Genomic DNA, 23,193 nt, shown 5'->3' with positions numbered 1-23,193 from the left:
CAGACCAATGTGAGAGGGGTCACCCTGTCATTCATCCACGCGGGGAGGCATGGATGGGCAGGAGCCGCAGAACACTTCCGGAGGAGCTACTGCTGCTCGCTCTGGACCCGACCACGGGTACCACAGCGCAGCCGCAGTCGCTCGACATCGGCCTGGCCGGAGCTCAGCTAGTAGAGCTGGCTCTGGCAGGACGGATAGCCCCAGACGGGGATCGTATCGCCGTGGTGATGCCACGGCCGACCGGAGATCCGACTTTGGACTCCGCGCTGGAACTGCTGCGCAGACGCGGCAGCCCAGTTCGGGCTGTCCACTGGATTGGCGGGCCCCGACTGGGGTTGCGCCAGATTTACCTCTCGCATCTGGAGCGGTGCGGCATGGTGCATGCCGTGGCGGGCCAGATGTGCGGGGTACTGCCGACGACTCGCTACCAGGCGACGGACACGGCGATCAGCCGGGACATCAGGGCCCGGCTGGACAGTGCGATCCGCACCGGCGTACCGCCGGACCCGCGGACCGCGGCGCTCGCCGCGCTGGCCCACGCGGTCGGACTCGGCAAGCACCTCTACCCCGGGAACGAAGGGCGTTCCTCGAGGTCCCGTCTGCGGGATCTCATCAGGCACGACCCCATGGGCGGACTCGTGGCGCACGCCGTGATGGACGTTCAGAACGGTGCGGCCGCTCAGCCCCGCCGTAATCCCGCCGCACCGGCAGGCAGCCGACAGCCGACGGCAGCCGTGTCGATGCAACCACGCCGCGGAAGCATGGCCCGCGTGGCCGCGCACTGACGCAGCAGCACGAACAGCACCAACCGCACCACGCGTTTCAGGAACAACCGCACAAGATCCGCCGCGCCGACGTCCCCATGACCCGGTTCGGGAGCCGCACAGGACGCGCGGGGCAGCCACGGCGCTGCCCCGCGCGTTCGCGCATGCGTCCTGTGTAGCCATTTGGCAGCGCAGCCACGACCATTGGTGGCAATCTGCTGAGCAATAGATACGCTCAGCTACGCAGCCGGAGGTGCAGTTTCCGTGGCGTCCAACGTCAACCCCACCGTCAGGCGACGCCGATTGGGCCAGGAGCTGCGCCGGCTCCGCGAACTCAAGGGCATGACGGCCGAAGAGGTGGCGGAGCGCCTTCTCGTCTCCCAGTCGAAGATCAGCCGCCTCGAGAACGGCCGCCGCTCGATCAGTCAGCGCGACGTCCGCGACCTGTGCGGGGTGTACGAGGTCGAGGACCACCGGATAGTCGACTCGTTGATGCAGATGGCCAAGGACTCCCGCCAGCAGGGCTGGTGGCACGCCTTCGGAGACATCCCGTACAGCGTCTACATCGGCCTGGAGACCGACGCGGCCAGCCTGCGGGTGTACGAACCGCAGGTCGTCCCCGGTCTGTTGCAGACCCGGCAGTACGCCGAGGCGCTGATCGCCGGCGCACTGCCCGAGAGCGGCACCACCGACGTCGAGAAACGGGTCAGCGTCCGCGTGCGCCGCCAGGAGCGGATCAACGACGCCGAGCACCCGCTGCGGCTGTGGGTGGTGATCGACGAGGCCGCGCTGCGCCGTCTCGTCGGCGACAAGCAGCTGATGCGCGAGCAGTTGGAGCATCTGGTGGAGCTGTCCCAGCTGCCGCATGTCACCGTGCAGGTGCTGCCCTTCGAGATGGGCGCCCACCCGGGCATCAACGGCCAGTACGCGATCCTGGAGTTCCCGGACACTTCCGACTCGAGCGTCGTCTACATCGAGGGCGTGACGAGCGACCTGTACCTGGAGAAGGCCAACGATGTGCAGAAGTACAGCGTCATGTACGAGCATCTGCGCGCCCAAGCCCTGAACGTCGATCACACGAGACAGTTCATCGCGGACATCGCCAAGGACTACGCACGCTGAATACACCCGCTGAAAGGTCTCTGCGGCGAGGGGGACCGTACGGTACACCCCAGCAACGGCGGGCGGAAGGGTCGGATGGAATATGCCATCCGGTCGAGTGAACGCCTGCCTCGCGCACCCATCGCGGCGAGTAGCGTCGATCACGCCAGCAAGAACGTTGGCGCAAATCACACCACTTGCCGAAGCGGAGCGAACATGGCAATCATTCAGGGCGCCACGGATACCTGGACGAAGTCCTCGTACTCCACGGGAAACGGCGCATGCGTAGAGGTCAAGTCCCCCGTCGTGCAGGCCATTGCCGTCCGGGACTCCAAGGTCCCCGCGGGCCCGTCGATCACCTTCGTCCCCGAGTCGTGGACCGCGTTCGTGAACGAAGTGGGGCACGGCGCGTTCAGTCTCGGCTGAGCACGACGCCGAGGAGCGCGCCGGGGAACCCCGCGAACCGACGCAGCACAGAGCACCACCAGCACCATGTGACAGAGCCCTCTCGACTGGTCCGCCGTCCCGGCCGAGGGGGCTCGGCCATCCCCCACGGGCATCCCCACCCGCTTCCGTCTCGCGCTTCGGCTCAGCGCAGTTGATCGACGTAGCGGTCGGTGCCGGGGACCGTCGGGATGAAGGGAGCAACCAGCTCCACCCGCCCGAGCCCCGATTCGACGACCGCTGCGTCGAGCCCGGCGAAGGCAGACTCCCAATGCTCCCTCGGGTCGTCCTCGAGGAACCACAGCAGCGTCAGCCTGGTGTCTACGCCCTCCACCTGCTTCACATAGGTCATCCGGTCGCCCGGCAGCGGAGTCGGCCGGAAGACCGTCACCATCGCCGCGCAGGAGCCGGCCAGCCGCTTCGGCAGATGCTTCGTACGCAGCCACTCCAGCAGCTCGGCCCGCCGCTCGGGCCCGTCGGCGTCGATCACCTCCACCACCAGGCCCGCGTACGGATGATCCAGCGCGTGGTAGTCGCGCGGGCCGGCCGCGCCGTCCCGGTAGACGGTCGTCTCATGGTCCTGGAAGGCCGTGAAGACATGCGTACGGTCCTGGTAGACGCGCCCGTCCCGGTTGAGCCGCTTGTTGATGCCGACGGTCCACTTCATGTGGTCGCCGTAGCGGCCCTCGGTGATCCAGTACGTGGAGATGTAGCAGCCCGAGGTGACGGGCTGGGCCACCGCCGACTTCTCGGGGTAGCGCAGCAGTTGGAGCTCCTTGGTGGCGACCCAGCGCCGTCCGGCGTACATCCAGGGCATCGCCATCGCGCCCGCGTAGTAGTGGTCGTCCTCGTACCAGCGGTTGTACGCGTGCTCATGGCCGAGGTGCGGTTCGACCATGGTGATCAGGGCGTGGCCGGGGCGTACCCCGTACGGTCCGACGCCCGCCAGCTCCGCGTACACCTCGCTGCGTGTGTCCTCAGTCATCCCTCCGGTGTATCTGATGGAGCATCAGTTGGCGAGAGGCGGGGCGGGGCAACCTCATTGACACCTGAACGGCCGTCAGGAACATGATGAACGGCGCCTACTGACGCCGACGCCTCCCTTCCCTCCGCATTCCCCTGCCCGTACTCTGACGCACCGTCAGGTACGGCCCGGCTGCGAAGGAGCGCGCCATGCTGCTACAGGGGAAGACAGTGATCGTCTCCGGCGTCGGGGCCGGACTCGGCCATCAGATTGCGGCCACCGTCGTACGGGACGGGGGCAACGCGGTCCTCGGCGCGCGCACCGAGGGGAATCTCGCCAAGTCGGCCGGAGAGATCGACCCCGACGGCTCTCGGAGTGCGTACCGGGCCACGGACATCACCGACGAGGCGCAGTGCGACGCGCTGGCCGCGCTCGCGATCGAGCGGTTCGGCCGGATCGACGCGGTCGTCCATGTCGCCGCCTGGGACAGCCATTTCGGCGGCCTGGCGGACGCGGACTTCGAGACCTGGCAGGGGGTCATCGATGTGAATCTGCTGGGGACGCTGCGGATGACGCGGGCCTGCCTGCCTGCGCTGAAGGTGCGGGGAGGCTCGGTCGTCATCATCGGTACGCAGTCGGCGGTGGCCGCGCCCTCACAGGTGTGGCAGGCGGCGTACGCGGCATCCAAGGGCGCGCTGACCTCGGCGATGTACTCGCTGGCGCGCGAGCTGGGCCCCGACCGGATCCGGGTGAACACCGTGCTGCCGGGCTGGATGTGGGGGCCGCCCGTCCAGGCGTACGTCCAGTTCACCGCGCACACCGAGGGTGTACCGGAGAACGAGGTGCTCGGGCGGCTCACCGAGCGGATGGCGCTGCCCGAGCTGGCCACGGACGGAGATGTCGCGGAGGCCGCGGCCTTCCTCGCCTCCGACCGGGCCCGGGCGATCACGGGTCAGTCGCTGCTGGTCAACGCCGGCGAACTGATGCGGTAGTAACGCCAGTTGCCCTCACCCTTTCCCAGCCGCACGGGACCCGCATCCCGTGCGGTCTTTCGCTATCCGCGGAGCCTGACGAAGTGCCTGCTCATCGTGTGGCCGCCGTCACGTTCACGACAACGCCCAGGGAGGTCAAGAACAAGCAAAATCGTTCGGCTTTCTGATCTGTGTTCACATTTATGACCGCACATCCTCTTGACCCGCCACCCGGCCAAGCGGTTCAATCCCCGAAGTCCCCGCTCCCGCACGGGGGCGCCGCTGATCGGACGTACTGACGAAGAGCTTTGACGTTCACAAGGCGGACCCAAGGAGGGGGCACATGAACAGTCTCGACTGGACCGTGCTCATCAGTTACTTCGGTGTGATGGTCGCGATCGGACTCTGGTCGCACAAGCGCGTCGACAACGTCAGCGACTTCTTCACCGCGGGCGGCAAGATGCCGTGGTGGCTGTCGGGCATCTCGCACCACATGTCCGGCTACAGCGCGGTGATGTTCACCGGCTACGCGGCCATCGCGTACACCTACGGCGTCACCTCGTACGTCACCTGGTCCTTCCCCATCGCGATCGGCATCGCCATCGGCTCGCGGGTGTTCGCGCCCCGGCTCAACCGGGTGCGCTCACGGCTGCATGTGGCCTCGCCGCTCGAATACCTCAAGAACCGCTACAACCTGCCCACCCAGCAGGCGCTCGCCTGGTCCGGCGTACTGCTGAAGATCGTCGACGTCGGCGCCAAGTGGGCCGCCATCGCCACACTGCTCTCCGTCTTCACCGGTGTCTCCCTCAACACGGGCATCCTGATCACCGGAGCGGTCACCGCCGTGTACTGCACCGTCGGCGGCCTGTGGGCGGACGCCCTCACCGAACTCGGCCAGTTCATCATCCAGTTCATCGCCGGCATCGCGATGCTCGTCGCTGTCATGGCCGAACTGGGCGGTTTCAGCTCCCTGTGGAACGTCTGGGACGAGCCGGAGCTCAAGGGCCACGCGGAGCCGCTGGCCGGCCCGTACATGATGGTCTTCCTGATCGCATACCTCTTCATCAAGACCTTTGAGTACAACGGCGGCATGTGGAACCAGGCGCAGCGCTACATGGCCACCGACTCCGCGAATTCGGCGGAGCGGTCCGGCCGGCTGTCCGCCGTGCTGTGGCTCATCTGGCCGCTGGTGCTGTTCTTCCCGATGTGGGTGGCGCCGCTGATCATCGACACGAAGGTGCCGGCCGACTCGTACGCGCTGATGGCCGAACAGCTGCTGCCGCACGGTCTGCTGGGCCTGGTCATCGTGGGCTTCTTCTCCCACACCATGGCCATGTGCTCCTCCGACGCGAACGCGATCGCGGCGGTCGTCACCCGCGACATCATGCCCGCCGTGTCCCACAAGGTCCGCGAGTGGGACACCCGCGCGGGGCTGCTGGCCGCCCGCTGGGCCACGCTGCTCTTCCTCGGTCTCTCGATGGCCGTCGCGACCCAGGTCAACTCGGACTTCTTCGGTGACATCATCACGGTCGTCATCAAGTGGGTGGCGGGGCTCATGGGTCCGATCGCGATTCCGCTGATGCTGGGCATGCTGCCCTGGTTCCGCAAGAGCGGACCGACGGCGGCGCTGGTCAGCTGGGGGCTCGGCCTGATCACCTTCTGGCTGGTCAACTACCCGATCAGCTGGAGCGTCGACGGCGGCGTGCCGCTGCAGTACCAGGTCTCCATCCCGCTGGCGGTCTCGCTCGTCCTCTACATCCTGATCGGCCTCGTCAAGCCGGAGGACACCCCCGAGCGCGACGACCTCATCGCCCGGATCAACTCGGACGGAGACGGCCCGGGCCCGGCGTTCGCCGCGGCGACCGTGCCGACGCCGGCGGAGCCCGCCGAGGCGAAGGTCCTCGGCCGCGAGGGCGTGGACGGCTGACGCTCTCGCGCTTCGCTGCGTACGAGGGCCCGGCTCCCGAGGAGGGGAGCCGGGCCCTCGTACGTACTTCAGCTGCGCGGGTAGCGCGACAGCCAGCCGGGCGCGGTGACCGTCGGGCCGTGCAGGGCCGGGCCCTGGGTCATCTCCATCGCGAAGTCGTCGGCCAGCTCAAGGATCGTGGGGCGGCCCTCCAGCTCGCAGAGCCAGGCGGGCGGCAGCGCCGTCTCGCCGTGCAGCGCGCCCAGCAGCGAGCCGGTGACGGCGCCGGTGGTCTGAGAGGGGCCGTCGTGGTTGACGGCGAGACGCAGGCCGTGCCGGATGTCCTCGCCGACGAGAGCGCAGTAGACGGCGATGGCAAGGGCGTCCTCGGCGTTGTGGCCCTCGCCGAGCGAGGCGATCCTGGCGGGGCTCGGAATGCCCTGGCGTACGGCGCCGAGCGCGTGCTTGAGGGCGTCCGTGACGGGCTGGTGGCCGGGGCGCGCGGCCAGCTGGGCGAGGGCGCGCTGCACCGAGCCGTCGAGGGTCTCGCCGCGGGCCAGACCGTGCACGATGACGGCGAGCGCGCCGGCCGAGAGATACGCGGTGGGGTGGCCGTGCGTCTGCGCCGCGCACTCCACGGCCAGCTGGCACACCAGCTGCGGCTCCCAGCCGACGAGCAGCCCGAACGGCGAGGAGCGCACCAGCGCGCCCGCGTCGCGCGCGGCGGGGTTCTTGGGTGCTTCGAGGGTGCCCATGGTCTCGTCGCCGAGCCCGATGAGGCAGACCTTGGCGGGGTCGCGGCGAGTGTAGAGCCATTCCTCGCGGGCGAGCCAGCCATTGTCCTTGCGGCGCTCGTCGGGGCCCCAGTCGCGCTGGGTGGCGGCCCATCTCAGATAGGCGCGGTGCACATCGGTGGGCGGGTGCCAGGCGCCGGTGTCCCGGCGGACCTGCGCGCGGATCAGCCCGTCGACGGTGAAGAGGGTCAGCTGGGTGGCGGCGGTGACGGCCCCGCGGCGGCCATGGGCGGGCACGAGGTCGCCGAGGCCGTCCGGGCCGTGGACGGCGCGGATCTCCTCCACGGTGAGGGCGGCGACCCCGGCGCCGAGCGCGTCGCCGATGGCGCCGCCGAGCAGGGCGCCGCGCACCCGGGCGCGGAAGTCCTGCTGCTCGGCCCGGCCCCAGACGGCTGTGGCTGCTGCGCTCACCGCGCGTCCCTCCCTGGACGTCGAACGTATGCCTGGCGCAGCACTGTAATCGAACGGGAATGGGGGGTTCGGGGGCGCGAGGGGTGACCGGGGCCGCCGGTGGCCCGGTTTGTCCTCAAACGCCGGACGGGCTGGAATTCGCGTCCCGGGCCGCGGTCGGGCGGCGCGCACCCCGGCACGAAAGGTGACCCGGGACCGCCCGACGCCGGTTTGTCCTCAAACGCCGGACGGGCTGGAAAGGGCGTCCCGGGCCGCGGTCGGGCGGCGCGCACCCCGGCACGAAGGGTGACCCGGGACCGCCCGACGCCGGTTTGTCCTCAAACGCCGGACGGGCTGGAAAGGGCGTCCCGGGCCCTGGTCAGGCGGTGCAGCCTCGGCTCCAGTTCTGTCGGGTCCGCGCCCGGGCATGCGAGCAGCTCGGTCAGGTCGTCCGCCGCGTCCGCCACCGTCGTCCAGGTGGGCGTCTCGGCGAGGAGGGCGGCCAGCAGAGCGTCGGCGCGAGGCCAGTCCCCCTGCGCACAGGCGACGACCAGCAGCTCAGCATCGGCGGCACGCCACAGCTCAGCAGCCTCCGCCAGCCCCTCCGTACGACTCACAGTGAGCGCCGGCTGGAGCGAGGCGGGGTCGACAGTCCGCAGCCTCTCGGCCGCCTCCCTCGCCGGGGCGAAGCGGCCGGCCCTGCGGTGAGCGCGGGTGAGCAGGGCGAGGTGGTTCACTTCGTCCTGGTCGTCCCCGGCGGCCTCCGCCAGGGCTGTCAGCGCCTCCTCCGGGCGGTCGAGGTACAGGTAGACCCTCGCCCGTGCGCGGTGCACCGCCGGGTCGTCGTCGCCGAGCTCCAGCCAGCGCTCGAGGTCCGTGAGCGCAGGCAGCAGACGGCCGGTCACCATGCGCCCCGCCGCCCGGCGTGCGTGCGCCCAGAGGTAATTCGGGTCGAGCGCGATCGCCCGGTCCAGCTCGGCCAGCGCCTCCTCGTACCGCTCCAGGTCCTGGAGGGCCGCACCACGCTCGGCGGCGATCCAGGCCTTGTCCGGCTGGAGCTCCGCCGCGCGCGCCAAGGCCGCCAGCGCCTCGTCGAGCCGGCCGAGGCTGCGCAGCGCCTGGCCGCGGCTGCCGATGGTCCAGCCGTCGTCGGGACGGAGCCCGTCCGCCCGGTCGTAGTCCGCGAGCGCCTGCTCGTGCCGCCCGGCTCGGCGGTGGGCCTCGCCCCGCAGGGTGAGCTGGTCCGCGTTGTCCGGGTCGAGGGCCACCGCCTCGTCGAGGTCGGCGAGTGCGCCGTCGGAGTCCCCGAGCGCCCGCCGCACCGCGGCCCGTACCACCAGCGCCGCGGGCGCGCGCGGGTCCAGATCCAGGGCGCGGTCCAGATCCGCCAGCGCCTCCTCGTACCGGTGCAGCTGCTCGTACACCCGGCCGCGGGCGACATACGCGTAGACATACTCCGGGTCGTGCGCGAGCGCCCGGCCGTAGTCGGCGACGGCGTCCTCGTGCCGTCCGGCCTGCTGGTGCGCGTACCCCCGTTCCGCCAGCGCCCACGCCTTCGTATCCGCCACCTCCACGATCCGGTCGAGATCGGCGAACTCCCTTACCGAATCACCCCGTTGGCGATGGATCTCGGCCCGCCGCAGCAGCGCCCACAGATAGTCCGGCTTCAGTTCCAGTGCTTCGTCCAGGTCCGCCAGCGCCTCCTCGCCGCGCCCCAGCGCGTGCTTCGCCATGGCCCTGCTGCCCAGTGCCCACGTGTACGCCGGGTCGAGCGCGAACGCCCGGTCGAACTCGGCGATCGCCTCCTCGTACCGCCCTTCGTGCCGCAGGACCTCCCCGTGTTCGCCAACGATCCACGGGTTGACCGGGTCGAGCTCCCGGGCCCGGCCGACATCCGCCAGGGCGCCGTCACTGTCACCGAGCGCGCGCCGGATCTGGGACCTGCGCACCAGCGACCAGACATGGCCGGGCCTGGCATCCAGCACCCGGCCCAGATCCGCCAGCGCCTCTTCGCTGCGTCCCAGCAGGTGCTTGGTCTGGGCTCGGCCGGAGAGCGACCAGGTGTCGACGGGGTCGAGTTCGAGGGCCCGCTCGAACTCGGCGAGGGATTCCTCGTACCGTCCCGTCAGGCGGTACGTCTCCCCCAGCCCGTAGTACGCCCGTTGGCAGCCCGCGTCCCGGCTGATCGCCTGCCGGTAGTCGAGCAGCGCCTGTGGGTACCGACCGGCATTACGGTGGTCCCTGCCGCGGACCACCAGCGCCGCCACCCGCGTCTCGTCGTCCGGCTCCGGCCGGGCGAGGATCAGGTCCAGCACCCCGGCGCCCCGGCGCTGTTCGTCCTCCAGGGCCGCCAGGCAGTCCCTGCCCAGCGCGCGCAGCAGCCCGCTGTCGCCGTCGGCGCCCGCGTCCGCGACGGTCCGCGCCCAGCGCCTGGCCACCACCGCGCCCGCGTCGCAGGCGTCGATCCCGTCCCGCAGCACCGCGGGCAGCGCCGTCCGCGGCCGCGCGCACAGCAGGTGGTAGGTCTCCTCAAGACGTAACTCACGCCAGGCGTCCTGCCCCCACAGCTCGTTCGCGCCCAGGCCGTCGCCGGCCTCCGCCCGCCAGCGGGCGAACGCCTCCGCCAGCCCGGTGTGCCCGGCCCGCCAGCGCTCCGGCGAGGTGTTGCGCCGCAGCCGCAGCATCGGCTCCCGTACGACATCGTGGTACTGGGCCCGGCCGCCCCGGTCGCTGACGAACGGCAGCCCGCGCAGCCACCCGAACAGCCCGGCCGCGTCGTCCCCTTCGACGGCCGCCCGGAAGACGTCCTCGTTCAGCCGGCGCGGCAGTGCGCCGTCGAGGGCGGCGGCGCGGCGGACCGGGTCCTGCTCCCACTTCAGGAAGCGCTCGACGGCGGTGGCGCTGGGGTCGTCCACAGCGCCCGGGTTCTCGGCGAGGGTGGAGACGAGTACGGGCAGCCGGCCGGAGAGCCTGAGCACGTCCCGTACCACCTCCTCGTCCACCACGCCCTTGGCGGCGAGGAGCTGGCGGGCCTCCGGCTCGGTGAAGGGTGCGAGCGGGAGGTCGGTGACGAAGTCGACGTAGTCGGCCCAGCAGTTGGGGTCGAGCGGCCGCTGTCCGGAGAGGGTGACGACGACATGGGCGGGCAGTGAGCCGTACTGCCTGGTGGTAATCAGATCGCGCAGCCAGGGGTCGAGGAAGGGCCCGGTGCGTTCGTACGTGTCGAAGAAGAGCGTGATCCAGGGGACGCTCGCCCCGACCCGGTTCAGCTCGGCGACCAGGACCGGAGTGAGGGCCCGGACGGGGTTGAGGACCAGCTGTACGTCCTCCTGCTTGCCGAAACGGGTGGTGAGGACGGCCCTTACGTGATCGGCGCCGCGGGCGACCTGCGCCGGGTCCACCGCTCCGGCGAGCGCGCCGACGCCCGGCACCATGCCAAGTCCGATCAGAGAAGCCTGGGCCGCGGCCATGCTGCCCGCGGAGGGCTGCTGCGGCTGCGGCTGTCCGTCCGCCGCCGCGTTCGTCAGGACCTCCGCCTCGTACCGGCGCTGGCGGTAGGTCGCCAGCTGCCGGTCGAGGGCCTTGAGCGCCTGCCCCTGCTCGGCGAACTGGGCGCTGATCGCCTCCATCGCCTCCGGCACGCTGTTCACGGACTCGTCGAGGACTGCGGTGAGCGCCTGGCGCCGGCGCGCGGTCTGCACCAGCTCACGCACGAGGGAGGTCTTGCCGACACCCGCGTTGCCGTGGATATGGAAGATGAAACGGTGCCGCGGGTCCTCGGGGGGCACGTCGAAGTTCTCGCGGAAGGCGGCGAGTTCATTGCGCCGTCCCACGAATCCCGCGCGCCTGCGGATGTTGATCAGTTCCTGCATCGACAGTCTCGCGGCACCGGCACTCATGGGGTCAGTCTGGCAGCAGCGGCAGCAGCTCGGGCAGATGTCCGTCGGACGCGGCGGCGGCGCGCACGCGCTCCTGGGGGACCTCGCCGTACAGAGTCGTACGCGGTCTGGCCGGCCGGCCTGCCGCCTCCGCGATGGCGATCAGGTCCTGTACGGAGCGGTACGAGCCGTAACTGGACCCCGCCATCCGGGAGATGGTCTCCTCCATCAGCGTGCCACCGAGATCGTTGGCCCCGGAGCGGAGCATCTCGGCCGCGCCCTCCGCCCCCAGCTTCACCCAGCTGGTCTGGATGTTGGTGATGTGGGGGTGGAGGAGGACGCGGGCCATGGCGGTGACGGCGCGGTTGTCCCGCTTGGTCGGCCCCGGCCGCGCGATCCCGGCCAGATACACAGGCGCGTTCGTATGAATGAAGGGCAGCGTCACGAACTCCGTGAAGCCTTGCCGCCCAGAATCCAGTGCAGCCTGCTGGATCCCGGCGAGCGTGCGGAGGTGGCCGAGCCAGTGCCGGGGCTGGTCCACATGCCCGTACATCATCGTCGAGGACGACCGGAGGCCCAGCTCGTGCGCGGTCTTGACGACCTCGATCCAGGTGGCGGTGGGCAGCTTGCCCTTGGTGAGGATCCAGCGGACCTCGTCGTCGAGGATCTCGGCGGCGGTCCCGGGGATGGAATCGAGTCCGGCCTCCTTTGCGGCAGTCAGCCACTCACGGATCGAAAGGCCGGTCCGCGACGCGCCGTTGACGACCTCCATCGGCGAGAACGCGTGCACATGCATGCCCGGCACGCGCTCCTTCACTGCGCGGGCGATGTCGAAGTACGCCGTGCCCGGCAGGTCGGGATGGATGCCGCCCTGCATGCACACCTCGACCGCGCCGACGTCCCACGCCTGCGCGGCCCGGTCGGCGACCTGGTCGAGGGAGAGGGTGTAGGCGTCGGCGTCCGTACGCCGCTGCGCGAAGGCGCAGAAACGGCAGCCGGTGTAGCAGACGTTGGTGAAGTTGATGTTGCGCGTGACGATGTACGTGACGTCGTCGCCGACCGTGTCGCGGCGCAGCTCGTCCGCGATCCGCGTGAGCGCGTCGAGAGCGGGGCCGTCCGCGTGCAGCAGGGCCAGGGCCTCGTCGTCCGTCAGCTTGGTCGGATCGTCGGCGGCCTGCTTGAGCGCCGCTTTCACATCGGTGTCGATACGGGAGGGCACCATGCCGGGCACGGCGGCCTCGCGCAGCGCGTCCCAGTCGCCGTACACGTCGTCGAAGTCGTCGCGGCGGTCGGAGGTACGGCCTTCGGTGTCGATGGTCCGGTGAAGGTCCGTCCTGCCCGAGGCGGTGAAACCTTCGTCCGGCTCCTGCCAGGGATGACCCTCGACGACGGCGTCCTCGCGGGCCAGCCCGGTCTCTTCGTCGACGAGTGCGCGGACGTGGGGAAGCAGCCGGGGATCGAGCCAGGGCTCGCCGCGCTGCACGAACTCCGGGTACACGCAAAGCCGTTCGCTGAGCTCAAAGCCGGCCTTTGCCGACTCCTCGGCGAGCTGCTCGATCTGCGGCCAGGGCCGCTCGGGATTGACATGGTCGATGGTGACGGGCGAAACCCCGCCCCAGTCGTCGATGCCGGCGCCGATGAGCCGCGCGTACTCGCCCGCCACCAGGTTCGGCGGCGCCTGCAGACAGGCGGACGGCCCCATGATGTGCCGCGCGACGGCGACGGTGGCGACCAGCTCGTCCAGCTCGGCGTCCGGCATACCGCGCATCGCCGTGTCCGGCTTGGCGCGGAAGTTCTGCATGATGAGTTCCTGGATGCCGTGGTAGGCACGGGAGATGCGGCGCAGCGCGAACAGCGAATCCGCCCGCTCCTCGTACGTCTCGCCGATCCCGATCAGCAGCCCGCTGGTGAACGGCACGGAACTGCGCCCGGCGTCCTCCAGCACGCGCAGCCGCACGGCCGGCTCCTTGTCCACAGACCCGTAGTGCGGCCCGCCGGGCTCGCTCCACAGCCGGGTCGCCGTGGTCTCCAGCATCATGCCCATGGACGGCGCGACCGGCTTGAGCCGCTGGAAGTCGGTCCAGGTCATGACGCCCGGGTTGAGGTGCGGGAGCAGCCCGGTCTCCTCCAGGATGCGGATCGCCATGGCCCGTACGTACGCGATGGTGTCGTCGTAGCCCTCGGCCTCGAGCCACTCACGCGCCTCGGGCCAGCGGTCCTCAGGCTTGTCGCCGAGGGTGATCAGCGCTTCCTTGCAGCCCAGTGCGGCGCCGCGCCGGGCGATGTCGAGGACCTCGTCCGGCGACATGAACATCCCGTGCCCGGCCCGGCGCAGCTTGCCGGGCACGGTGGCGAAGGTGCAGTAGTGGCACTTGTCCCGGCACAGCCGGGTGAGCGGAATGAACACGCTCTTCGAGTACGTGATGACGCCGGGGCGGCCTGCGGCCTCCAGCCCCGCATCCCGCACGCGCGCGGCGGACGCGGCGAGATCCTTGAGATCCTCCCCGCGCGCCTGCAGCAGCACGGCCGCCTCGGCGGTGTCGAGGGCGACGCCGTCCCTGGCCCGCTTGAGGGCGCGGCGCATGGCGTTCTCGGTGGGCCGTCCAGGTCGTCCGGGCTGGTGATCCGTCATGGATCGAGCATACGAGCGGAGGCTCCGGGCACATCACGCCTGGGCGACGATTGCAGTCGCAGCGGTGATCTGCAGCATGAGCTGGCTGAGGACGAGCGATTTCCGCAAGCGCCTCGCCCAGTCGGCCGTGGAGGTCACGACCATCGCCGCGACTCCGGCTGCGGCACTCCCCCAGAACGCGTACCACGCCACACTGGCCAGGATGTTGTAGCCGACGACGCACTCGTCGCGGTAGCTGATACAGCGCGCGAACCGTTCGGACATCAGGACGGGCAGCCACGCGACAACCGCGGTCGGGAAGAGCGTCAGCAGCCCGATTCGGGCCCGACGGCGCCATCGCCGATCAGTGTCCTGGTTGGGGAGGGGCGGAGCATCATTCATGCCCTCCAGTTCGCCACGGGCAGCCCTGCCTGAGATCCGTCGATCAACTCATTCACGTACTCAACTCGCTTCACAGCATCAGTCGGCGAAGTCCTTGAGCTTCTCGGTCTCCAGCGTGATCCCGACCGGGTCGGGGAGCTCGACGACGGCACCGAAGGGGCGGGTGGTGATGCTGCGGTACGAACCGCCCTCGGGCTCGGCATGGACGGTGACCGAGCAGGTGTCGCGGGGGATACCTGCCTCCGCGTAGCCGCCGGGCTTCTCCACGCGGTCGCGTTTGTCGGTGTCCGGGTCGTGCGAGGTGACCTCGACGGTCATCAGGACGCCGTCGGGCGCCGCCCACTCGCCCTGTGGCACGAAGTGGTCGATGGGCGCGAGAGCCCCGTCCGGACGGGCGCGCCCCCCGCGAGACTCCTCGACCTTCAGACCCTGCTCGGGGTAGAGGCGATGATCGGGGCGGTGCTTCATGCACCGTTCGAGGAGCCACATCATGATGGCTCCGTGGACACCGTCCGGCACCGACTTGACCTGGACCTTTCCCTGGACGAACTCCAGCCGCACCAACTCGGGCGAACGGCGGGCGAGTTCCTCGTACTCGTCGATGGACATCTGAGGCCGCACGCTCATGCGCGACTCCTCGGAGGCAGCCCGGCGGCGATGCGGGCGGCGTCGGCGTGCGCGGCAACCTGCGCCGGGCGGGGGCCGGGGAGGAAGGTGGCCGGGATGTCCTCCTCGTCCTCGCTGCGGCAGGCCTCGCACATGCCGTTGATCAACGGCTCGTCCTCCTCGGTCGTGTCGCAGAACATGCAGACCATGACACTGCGCAGTACGGTCTCGGGCTCGCGGGCGGGCTTGGGCGGCATCTTGTCCTCCAGTCGTCGTTTCGCGATCCCCGCCGGGTTGTGGACCAGGACGGGCAGTCCGTCGGTGAGCGCGTGGATCAGGTGCTTCACGCTCGCGCCGTACTCCAGCCAGGACGCGGCGAGGGGTTCCAGCCGCTCGCAGTCGGCGGCGGAGAGGGTCATCCGGGAGTCGGTACGGCCGAGGGCGGCGAGGGTTCGGTAAGCCGTGGTGCGCGCCGGTGCGGGCTCGGCGGTGGCCGGCTCGTCGTCCGGGGCGTCGAGCATCACGCCTCTTACGCTCTGGCAGAACTCCTGCCACCAGGCGGCACTGCGCGCAGTACGCGACCAGTACGTACGCGTCACCCAGCGCACCCCGTCGTCGCGGACCACCTGCTCCTTGATCCGGCGCAGATGGCCCGCGTTCGTAAGTGCCTTGAGCGCGCTGCGGATCGCAGCCTGCCCGTAGTCGGCGATGTGTTTGGCAAGGGTCTTGTGGTCCATCGCCGCGCCCTCGGCGAGGCGGTCGATGAAGGCGGCGACGGCCGCTTCCCGCTTGGGCAGATGTGCGAAGTCGCCGCTGTGGCGCGGGGACTGATCGGGCGCGGGGCGCTTGCCGTAGCCCGGGCTGGCCATGGGGTGTGCGGGCGTCGGCAGGGCACAGTTAGAGTTGCGGTAAGCCACGAGATCGGTCCTGTTCGATCTTGGAGGTCAGACCCCGGCTGGTGCTCCAACACCGGTCGGGGTTGTTTATTGCTGCGAACGCTAGAGGCATATGACAGCGCGTGGCAACTTGAACACTGAAAGTCAACCCTTGTGGGCATGGCGCGAGTTGGGTGGGTGGGTGGGATCAATCCACCAACCATTCCTTGCAAAGAGAGCTCGGGACTCGGGGCCCGGAGCTCGGAGCTCAACCCCCGAGACAACGCGCACATCATCACGCCCGCCTCGTTCACACACCTCGACGGCGCTCCCGGCCACCCCCGCGGGGTCCGCTCTCCTGAGTAGCGGGATGAGTAGCCGCGCGGATTCTCTCGAACGTCGGCCGTGAACTACTGGCGGCATGAACGAAACGTTCCTTCCTTCGCGCCCGACCACCGACGGCGGCGGCTACGTGCCCGGATCGAGCCGGCGAGTCTCCTGCCCTCCGTCGTCCGTGTCCTGGCGCTCAGTTCGCGGCTTGTGTGTTCGACGTGACCCGACTCCCCCCTTTGATTCCGTTGCTTTCGAAAAAACGGCCATGACAGCATGACTGCGTGACCAGTAACGGGGACGGCATAGACGGCATATCCCAGGCGGAACAGCCCTTGCGGCTGACGGATTTGGCTGATTCTTCGGCGGTTTCCGCTGCCGCGGGGACGGTGCCGGACGTGGTGTCGGCGGTAGCGCCGGAGGTCTCTCCGGAGGAGCAACTTGCTGCGGCACGGCGGGAGTTTGCGGTGTTGCTGGGGGAGTTCCGGCGTACGGCGGTGCTGGTGCCGATCGATGCGTACGGCAGCCTGTGGACCGCAGAACAGGGCGGGGTCCGCTGGATCTGTGCCTTCTCGGACGAGGAGGCGTTGGCGCGGTTTGCGCGGGCGCAGGGGGATGCCGGGCGGGAGTGGGCGTATCGGACGGTGCTGGGTGCGCGGCTGCTGGATGTGATGGTGCCGATGCTGCCCGGGCCGGGCGGGGTGGCGCTGGACGCGGGGAGCGAGGACGGGATGTTGTTCCCGCCGGTGGCGGGGATTGTGCCGGATGAGGCGGTTGTGGATCTCGGGGGAGCGGGATGAGCGGGGAGAAGCCGGATCTGGCTGCGCCGGCGGGCGCGCTGGAGCTGATCGCGAAGGGCATCAACGGGGCTCATGCCGAGCTGAAGGAGCTCGGCATGATCGGCGAGGCGACGACGGGCCGCGGGTTCACCGATCTCGCGCTGTCGGGTCTGGAGTTGGGGCACGGTGGGCTCACCGAGCAGTTCGAGACGTTCTGTGAGCGCTGGGAGTGGGGCGTGCGCTCGCTGATGCAGCGGGGGAACGGCTTCGCGATGGCGGTGGGGTTGTCGGCGGGTGGGTTCGCCGAACAGGAGCGGTACGTCAAGGACACCATGAAGATCGGCGTGAACTCCCTGAACGGGAACCCTCATTTGACCGAGGACGAGGTCAAGACCAAGAGCTGGGACGAGATCAGCACCCAGACGGTGTTCGACAATCCGGACTACAGCGCGGAGTCGTTCTCGAAGGCGCATGCCGAGGTGAAGCAGACGTGGCAGGACACCACGTATGACGTGGAGGACGCGATGCTGGACTCGATGGAGCGCTCGGGTGTGATCGACGAGCAGACGCGTCAGGGGGCGGACAGGGAGCTGCGGGAGATGCTCGATCCGTCCGATGAGGCGGTCAAGCAGGCTGAGCAGCCGACGTGGGGAGACCGCTGATGGGTGACTGGGGAGTCGTCGGTGACGTGGTCGGGGCCGGCTACGACAAGGCCCGCGAGGGTGTCGAGTGGGGCAAGGAGAAGGTCGGCGAGGGCGTCGACTATGTCACCGACAAGACCGGTGACCTGCTGGAGAGGGTGGGTGCGAAGGACTGGGCGGACGCGGTCGAGGACTGGGGCGACCGGACCGCATCCTCGCTCGGCGCGGAGGTCGGCGAGCAGCAGCTCGGCGAGAGTGAGGACGCCAACGAGCTGATCCACGGCAACACAGGCAAGATCACCGCGAGTGTGAAGAACCTTCGGGACTTCAAGACCGCGTTCGACAACGTCGGCCAGGGCATGAAGCAGCTGGACTCCAGCCACTGGAAGGGCGAGGCGGCCGAGGCGTTCCGCGACAAGTTCTCGACGCTGCCCACCGACTGGCTGCATGCGTCGGACGCCTTCGAGGATGCGGCGAAGGCGCTGGAGACGTACTCCAAGACGGTCACGTGGGCGCAGGGTCAGGCGAAGGAGGCGATCGCCCTCTACAAGAAGGGCAAGGAGTCCTCGGAGAACGCGGTCGACTCGTACAACAAGAAGGTCGACGCCTACAACGCGGCGCGCAACGGCCCCGATCCGCTGCCCAAGCCGGACACTTTCTCCGACCCGGGCAAGGGCGAGCGGGACCGCGCGCAGGAGATCCTGACCGAGGCCCGGCGGCAGCGCAACGAGGCGGCGGACACGGCGAAGAAGGCGGTAGCGGCGGCACTGGCGCACGCTCCGAAGGAGCCGACAGGGCTGGATCGGGCGAAGTTCGACCTGGCCGACTACGGCGTCGCGCAGAGTGTCGAGATGACGCACGTCGCGGCCGGCGTGGTCAAGGGCACGGCCGGACTCGTCAACTTCGTCCGCAGCGTGAACCCGATCGACGGCTACAACCTCACGCACCCGGCGGAGTACTACAAGGGCGTGAACACGACCCTGGCCGGGCTGGCCACGACGGTGGCCCACCCCGACCGGGCACTCAAGGGCGCGTGGGAGGCCCTCAAGAGTGACCCCGGCGAGTTCGGTGGCCGCTTGCTCCCCGAATTGCTCGGTACGAAGGGCGCGGGAGTCGTCCGCGGCGGCATCCGTGCCGGTGCGAAGGGTCTCGGCGACGCCCCGAAGGGCAAGGGCCGCGACGGCCACGACAAGGACCCTGACGGCAACGGCAAGAAGTGCAGCGAGACGAAGTGCGACGGAGACCCCGTCGATGTCGCGACCGGGCGGATGCTCCTGCCGCAGACGGACATCGCGCTGCCGGCGTCACTGCCCCTGGTGTTCCGGCGCACCTTCGACTCCTCGTACCGCGCCGGCGGCTGGTTCGGCCCCACGTGGTCGAGCACGGTGGACCAGCACCTGGAGATCGACTCCGAGGGCGTGGTGTTCAGCTGCGACGAGGGCAGCCTGCTGGCCTATCCGCATCCCGCGCCCGGCGTCCCCGTCATGCCCACGCACGGCCGCCGCTGGCCCCTGGACCGGGTGGACGACGGCTACACCGTCACGGACCCCGAGAGCGGCCAGGTCTGGCATTTCGTCGAGCACACCGCCGAACTGGCGCTCCTTGCCCAGATCGACGACCGTAACGGCCGCTGGATCACTTTCGAGTACGACGAAGCCGGCGCCCCGACCGCGATCGTGCACCACGGCGGCTATCACCTGAAGCTCACCACCAGTGAGGGCAGAGTCACCGCTCTGCACTTGGCTGGCGCGGCCCCGGACGGCACCGACCAGGAGATCCTGCGCTACGGCTACACCGACGGCCACCTCACCGAGGTCACCAACTCCAGCGGCCGACCCCTGCGGTTCGGATGCGACGAGCACGGCCGCATCACGTCATGGACGGACACCAACGGCAGCCGCTACGACTACGTCTACGACGACCTCGACCGCTGCGTGTACCAGACCGGCGCCAACGGTCACGTCGAGTCTCGCTTCACCTGGGACGACACCGACCCGGCCACGGGCCTGCGCCTGACGTCCATGACCGACGGCCTGGGCCACACCAAACGGTTCCTTATCAACGAACGTGCCCAGGTTGTCGCGGAGATCGACGCGACGGGGGCAGTGACGCGCTTCGAGCGCGACCGCCGCAACCGCCTGCTGTCGGTGACCGACCCGCTCGGGCACGTCAGCCGTTCCCTCTATGACGAGTCGGGCCGCCTGACCACGGTGGTGCGCCCGGACGGACGGGAGCTGCACGCCGATTACGACGAGCTTGGACTACCGGTACAAGTCAGGGGCGCGGACGGGACAGTCACGCGCCAGACGTACGACGAGCGCGGCAACCGCACGTCGATCACCGATGTGTCGGGCGCCACGACGCGGTTCTCGTACGACGAGGCGGGACACCTGACGTCGGTAACGGACGCACTCGGCCACAGCACTCTCGTACGTTGCGACAGGGCGGGGCTGCCAGTAGAGATCCGCGACCCTCTGGGGGCGACGACTCGGTACGAACGCGATGCCTTCGGCCGCCCCATCCACATCACAGACCCGCTCGGAGCGATCAGTCGCCTCGAGTGGACCGCCGAGAGTCTGATATCTAGGCACACTGAATCTGACGGCAGTCAGCAGAGCTGGACGTACGACGGAGAAGGCAACTGCCTCTCCCACACAGATGCCGTAGGCGGGGTCTCCACCTTCGAGTACACGGATTTCGACCTGCTAGTGGCGCGTACCGGGCCGGACCAGGTGCGACACGAGTTCAGCCACGATGCCAATCTTCAACTGACACAGGTCACCAACCCACAGGGTCTGACGTGGAACTACGAGCACGACCCCGTTGGTCGGCTCATATCCGAAACCGACTTCGACGGCCGCACCCTCACCTATCGATACGACCCCGCCGGACGCCTGAGCAGCCACACCAACGGCCTGGGGCAAACCATCCGCTACGAGCACAACGAACTCGGACAGATCACCCGCAAGGACAGCGAGGGAGCGGTCACCACCTTCGAGTACGACATCTTTGATCAGCTTGCTTCGGCAAGCGGCCCCGACTCGACGCTGACCCGCCTACGTGACCGCTTCGGCCGCCTCAAGTCCGAGACGGTGAACAACCGCATGCTGGCGTTCGACCACGATGTGCTCGGTCGCCGTATCAGCAGGACAACCCCGAGCGGAGCGGTCAGCTCATGGGCGTACGACGAAGCCGGCCAGCGTATCCAACTGATGGCAGCCGGCCGCATCGTCGCGTTCGAGCGTGATGCGGCGGGCCGCGAAGTCGTCCGCCACGTCGGTGAAACGGTCAGCCTCACCCACGAGTTCGACACGATGGGCCGCCTCATCGACCAGCGGGTCACCGGCCGCGGCCGCAGTCTCCAGCAGCGCACCTTCACCTACCGCGCAGACGGCCACCTCGTCGGAATCGACGACCAACTCTCCGGCGTTCGCCGATTCGACCTCGACCCGGTGGGTCGGGTTACCGCCGTCCATGCCCACGACTGGTCCGAGCGGTATGCCTACGACGCGGCAGGCAACCAGACAGCAGCATCCTGGCCCTCTTCCCACCCCGGCCAGGAAGTCACGGGCGACCGAACCATCACAGGTACGCGCATCAGTCGGGCAGGGAACGTGCGCTACCAGCACGACGCACAAGGGCGCATCGTCCTCCGTCAGAAACCCCGCCTGTCTCGCAAGCGGGACACGTGGCGCTACGAATGGGACACGGAAGATCGGCTCCGCTCCGTCGTCACTCCGGACGGCACGGTTTGGCGCTACCAGTACGACGGCCTCGGCCGCCGCATCGCCAAACAGCGCCTCGCAGACGACGGCCACAACGTGCTGGAAGAGGTCACCTTTACCTGGGACGGCACCACGCTGTGCGAACAGACCACCACATCGGCAGAGCTGCCGAACCCCCTCACGCTCACCTGGGACCACGAGGGGCTGCGCCCCATCGCCCAGACGGAGCGCATCCTCTCAGCGGACGCGCCGCAGGAGACGGTGGATGAGCGCTTCTTCGCCATCATCACCGACCTGGTCGGCGCCCCAAGCGAACTCGTAGACGAGTCAGGAAGCCTGGCTTGGCGCACCCGCAGCACAGTGTGGGGTACCACGGCGTGGGCAACCACCAGCACGGCATACACCCCGCTCCGTTTCCCCGGCCAGTACTTCGACCCGGAAACTGGACTCCACTACAACTTCAACCGCCACTACGACCCCGAAACAGCCCGCTACATCAGCGCCGACCCACTTGGGCTCGACCCCGCTCCGAACCCGGCGGCCTATGTGGACAATCCCCAGACCTGGTCCGATCCTCTGGGGCTCAAGCCTTGCAAGATCCGGGTGTCCCCTGTTGCATCCGACTGGGCGACGAAGGGCGCGCACATTCACATCCCGTTGAAGAAGGGGTTGGAGGATGAGGTCCATGTGTACGTGGACAAGAAGGGCAACCTTGTCGGAGAACCCATCAGGCTCGAGAATGGTTGGGCCTCGGAGAAGAGCGTCCAGGCTGCCGTCGACGCAGTGAATAATGATCCGAAACTTCGCGCGGATCTACTGGCCAAGGCCAAATCGGCTCACGAGCACATGACCACTGGCAACAACTGGGGCAATAAGCAGAACCGTGCCGAAGAAATGCAAGCACTCATCGACAAGCTGGAGAACTGGCCGTGACCGCCATTCAATTGATCGCCTCGTTCGTAGCGACGGGCCGACTGCACGGGGTCGGGATTGGCTCTACCCTCAGCGAGGTTAACCAGGCGATTCGCTCCGACTTCGTCGACGTGGTCGACGAGTCCGGCCTCTCGCTGCGGAGAGACTACGGCTTCGTCGAGTTCTACTTCAACCCTGGACCGGATTGGGTGATGAGCGGGGGGTCGATCGAGCTGCACAGGCTGGCGTCAGGCAACGAAAGGGCCGAGAAGTGGCGCCAGAATATGAACGTTGATTTCCCGCAGTATATGACCTGGGAAGAATTGCGGGAAGAGCTGTCACGGATCCCCAATTCACCTCCCTTGACGGTCATAGATCAAGGGGAATTCCTTGAATATCGCGCCGCCGAAACAAAGGTTTCCGTGATCGTAAACAACGACCACGAAGAGCGTGATTCTTGGGTAGGGCACGGCGATGTATGGAGCGTCAGTCTCGGCTAATTGGCTCATGGGCATCGTGACGCGAGACCTGGTGGCGGCGGCGATTTGGAGCGCCGCCACCGTGCTCACCGCAGCGCCAGTTCGGCCCACACCGTCTTGCCGATGACGGGGTCAGCGGCCCCATGCCGTGGCGAGCTCGACCAGAAGCAGGCCGTGGCCCGCCTCCGAGTGGGGGGTGTAGCCGCTCGCAGTCGACGGCGGAGAGTCATCCGGGGGTCGGTACGGCCGAGGGCGGCCTGATTCGTGAGGGCAAGAACGGAACATTCATGCAACCGACCGATGGCTACGATTACTTCATCAGGCAGCTGAAGGAGTAGAGCAGTGCACGAAAACGCGAGACCCCGGCGACGCCCGCCGGAGACTCCGGACACCGAGCTGGCATGGTCCTCCTTGGCACTATCGACCCTGGAGAGCATCGCACAGTACGACGCGAAGCGATTGGACGTCGAGCGCTCGAGAGTATGGCCAAGGATCCGCGAGAAGATCACGGAACCGGTCTACTCGGTGAAGAATATGTTCTCGTCCTGGGAGCGGCTTGTTCGGAGGATGGAATCCGAGTGGCAACTCGAAGGGCAGTACCCGATCAGCGCATACTCCAAT

At 68.7% G+C, this 23,193-nt stretch carries 16 protein-coding genes; 9 read left to right on the top strand and 7 right to left on the bottom strand.

What is annotated here, in order from left to right:
• Positions 1–53 precede the first annotated feature (53 nt).
• The 3 genes from ACZ3H8_RS26830 (at position 54) to ACZ3H8_RS26820 (ending at position 2,291) form a co-directional block, all read left to right on the top strand.
• On the top strand, positions 54–785 hold the full coding sequence (locus ACZ3H8_RS26830; RefSeq protein ID WP_467406042.1) for a GOLPH3/VPS74 family protein: 732 nt from the start codon (positions 54–56) through the stop codon (positions 783–785).
• A 243-nt stretch (positions 786–1,028) separates the two neighbouring features.
• Positions 1,029–1,886, top strand: coding sequence for a helix-turn-helix domain-containing protein (locus ACZ3H8_RS26825; protein WP_467406041.1), 858 nt, complete (start codon positions 1,029–1,031; stop codon positions 1,884–1,886).
• Between the two features lie 195 nt (positions 1,887–2,081).
• On the top strand, positions 2,082–2,291 hold the full coding sequence (locus ACZ3H8_RS26820; RefSeq protein ID WP_467406038.1) for a DUF397 domain-containing protein: 210 nt from the start codon (positions 2,082–2,084) through the stop codon (positions 2,289–2,291).
• Between the two features lie 163 nt (positions 2,292–2,454).
• Here ACZ3H8_RS26820 and ACZ3H8_RS26815 read toward each other — a convergent pair whose 3' ends face one another.
• Positions 2,455–3,294 (bottom strand): hypothetical protein, encoded by an 840-nt coding sequence (locus ACZ3H8_RS26815; protein ID WP_467406036.1) that lies wholly within the window; start codon positions 3,292–3,294, stop codon positions 2,455–2,457.
• Positions 3,295–3,482: 188 nt separating this feature from the next.
• On the opposite strand from ACZ3H8_RS26815, the gene ACZ3H8_RS26810 reads away from it, so the two are divergent.
• Together ACZ3H8_RS26810 and ACZ3H8_RS26805 are read left to right on the top strand one after the other, a co-directional pair.
• Positions 3,483–4,265, top strand: coding sequence for an SDR family oxidoreductase (locus ACZ3H8_RS26810; protein ID WP_467406033.1), 783 nt, complete (start codon positions 3,483–3,485; stop codon positions 4,263–4,265).
• A 322-nt stretch (positions 4,266–4,587) separates the two neighbouring features.
• Positions 4,588–6,171 (top strand): sodium:solute symporter family protein, encoded by a 1,584-nt coding sequence (locus tag ACZ3H8_RS26805; protein ID WP_467406031.1) that lies wholly within the window; start codon positions 4,588–4,590, stop codon positions 6,169–6,171.
• Positions 6,172–6,239: 68 nt separating this feature from the next.
• Here the strand turns inward: ACZ3H8_RS26805 and ACZ3H8_RS26800 are convergent, their stop codons facing one another.
• The 6 genes from ACZ3H8_RS26800 to ACZ3H8_RS26775 form a co-directional block, all read right to left on the bottom strand.
• Positions 6,240–7,355: an ADP-ribosylglycohydrolase family protein gene (locus ACZ3H8_RS26800; RefSeq protein ID WP_467406029.1), complete on the bottom strand. Its 1,116-nt coding sequence runs from the start codon at positions 7,353–7,355 to the stop codon at positions 6,240–6,242.
• Positions 7,356–7,672: 317 nt separating this feature from the next.
• Positions 7,673–11,233, bottom strand: a complete 3,561-nt coding sequence (locus tag ACZ3H8_RS26795; protein WP_467406027.1) for a tetratricopeptide repeat protein — start codon at positions 11,231–11,233, stop codon at positions 7,673–7,675.
• A 4-nt stretch (positions 11,234–11,237) separates the two neighbouring features.
• A complete protein-coding gene (locus ACZ3H8_RS26790) occupies positions 11,238–13,844 on the bottom strand; it encodes a bifunctional FO biosynthesis protein CofGH (protein WP_467406026.1) in 2,607 nt (868 codons plus the stop codon).
• A gap of 33 nt (positions 13,845–13,877) precedes the next feature.
• On the bottom strand, positions 13,878–14,225 hold the full coding sequence (locus ACZ3H8_RS26785; RefSeq protein WP_467406024.1) for a hypothetical protein: 348 nt from the start codon (positions 14,223–14,225) through the stop codon (positions 13,878–13,880).
• A 78-nt stretch (positions 14,226–14,303) separates the two neighbouring features.
• Positions 14,304–14,852 carry a Uma2 family endonuclease gene (locus tag ACZ3H8_RS26780; RefSeq protein WP_467406022.1) on the bottom strand — a complete coding sequence of 183 codons (549 nt, stop codon included), beginning with the start codon at positions 14,850–14,852 and terminating at the stop codon, positions 14,304–14,306.
• The gene (locus ACZ3H8_RS26775) at positions 14,849–15,748 is read right to left on the bottom strand and encodes a hypothetical protein (RefSeq protein WP_467406020.1); all 900 of its coding nucleotides are present in this window, start codon (positions 15,746–15,748) and stop codon (positions 14,849–14,851) included. The genes ACZ3H8_RS26780 and ACZ3H8_RS26775 overlap by 4 nt, the downstream gene beginning before the upstream one ends.
• A 572-nt stretch (positions 15,749–16,320) precedes the next feature.
• Here ACZ3H8_RS26775 and ACZ3H8_RS26770 point away from each other — a divergent pair.
• From ACZ3H8_RS26770 to ACZ3H8_RS26755, 4 genes are read left to right on the top strand one after another with little or no spacing between them, the layout of a single operon-like run.
• A complete protein-coding gene (locus ACZ3H8_RS26770; protein ID WP_467406017.1) occupies positions 16,321–16,836 on the top strand; it encodes an SseB family protein in 516 nt (171 codons plus the stop codon).
• Entirely contained in the window at positions 16,833–17,477 is a 645-nt protein-coding gene (locus tag ACZ3H8_RS26765) for a hypothetical protein (protein ID WP_467406014.1), read from the top strand. The genes ACZ3H8_RS26770 and ACZ3H8_RS26765 overlap by 4 nt, the downstream gene beginning before the upstream one ends.
• Positions 17,477–22,114, top strand: a complete 4,638-nt coding sequence (locus ACZ3H8_RS26760) for a putative T7SS-secreted protein (protein WP_467406012.1) — start codon at positions 17,477–17,479, stop codon at positions 22,112–22,114. The genes ACZ3H8_RS26765 and ACZ3H8_RS26760 overlap by 1 nt, the downstream gene beginning before the upstream one ends.
• Complete coding sequence (locus ACZ3H8_RS26755) at positions 22,111–22,593, top strand: hypothetical protein (protein WP_467406011.1); 483 nt, start codon at positions 22,111–22,113, stop codon at positions 22,591–22,593. The genes ACZ3H8_RS26760 and ACZ3H8_RS26755 overlap by 4 nt, the downstream gene beginning before the upstream one ends.
• The last annotated feature ends 600 nt before the right edge of the window (positions 22,594–23,193 follow it).

The sequence above is a fragment of the Streptomyces sp. NPDC002868 genome (genome assembly GCF_055563295.1).
The sequence above is the reverse complement of the archived record's forward strand: the minus strand, read 5'-3'. Positions and strand labels throughout refer to the sequence as shown.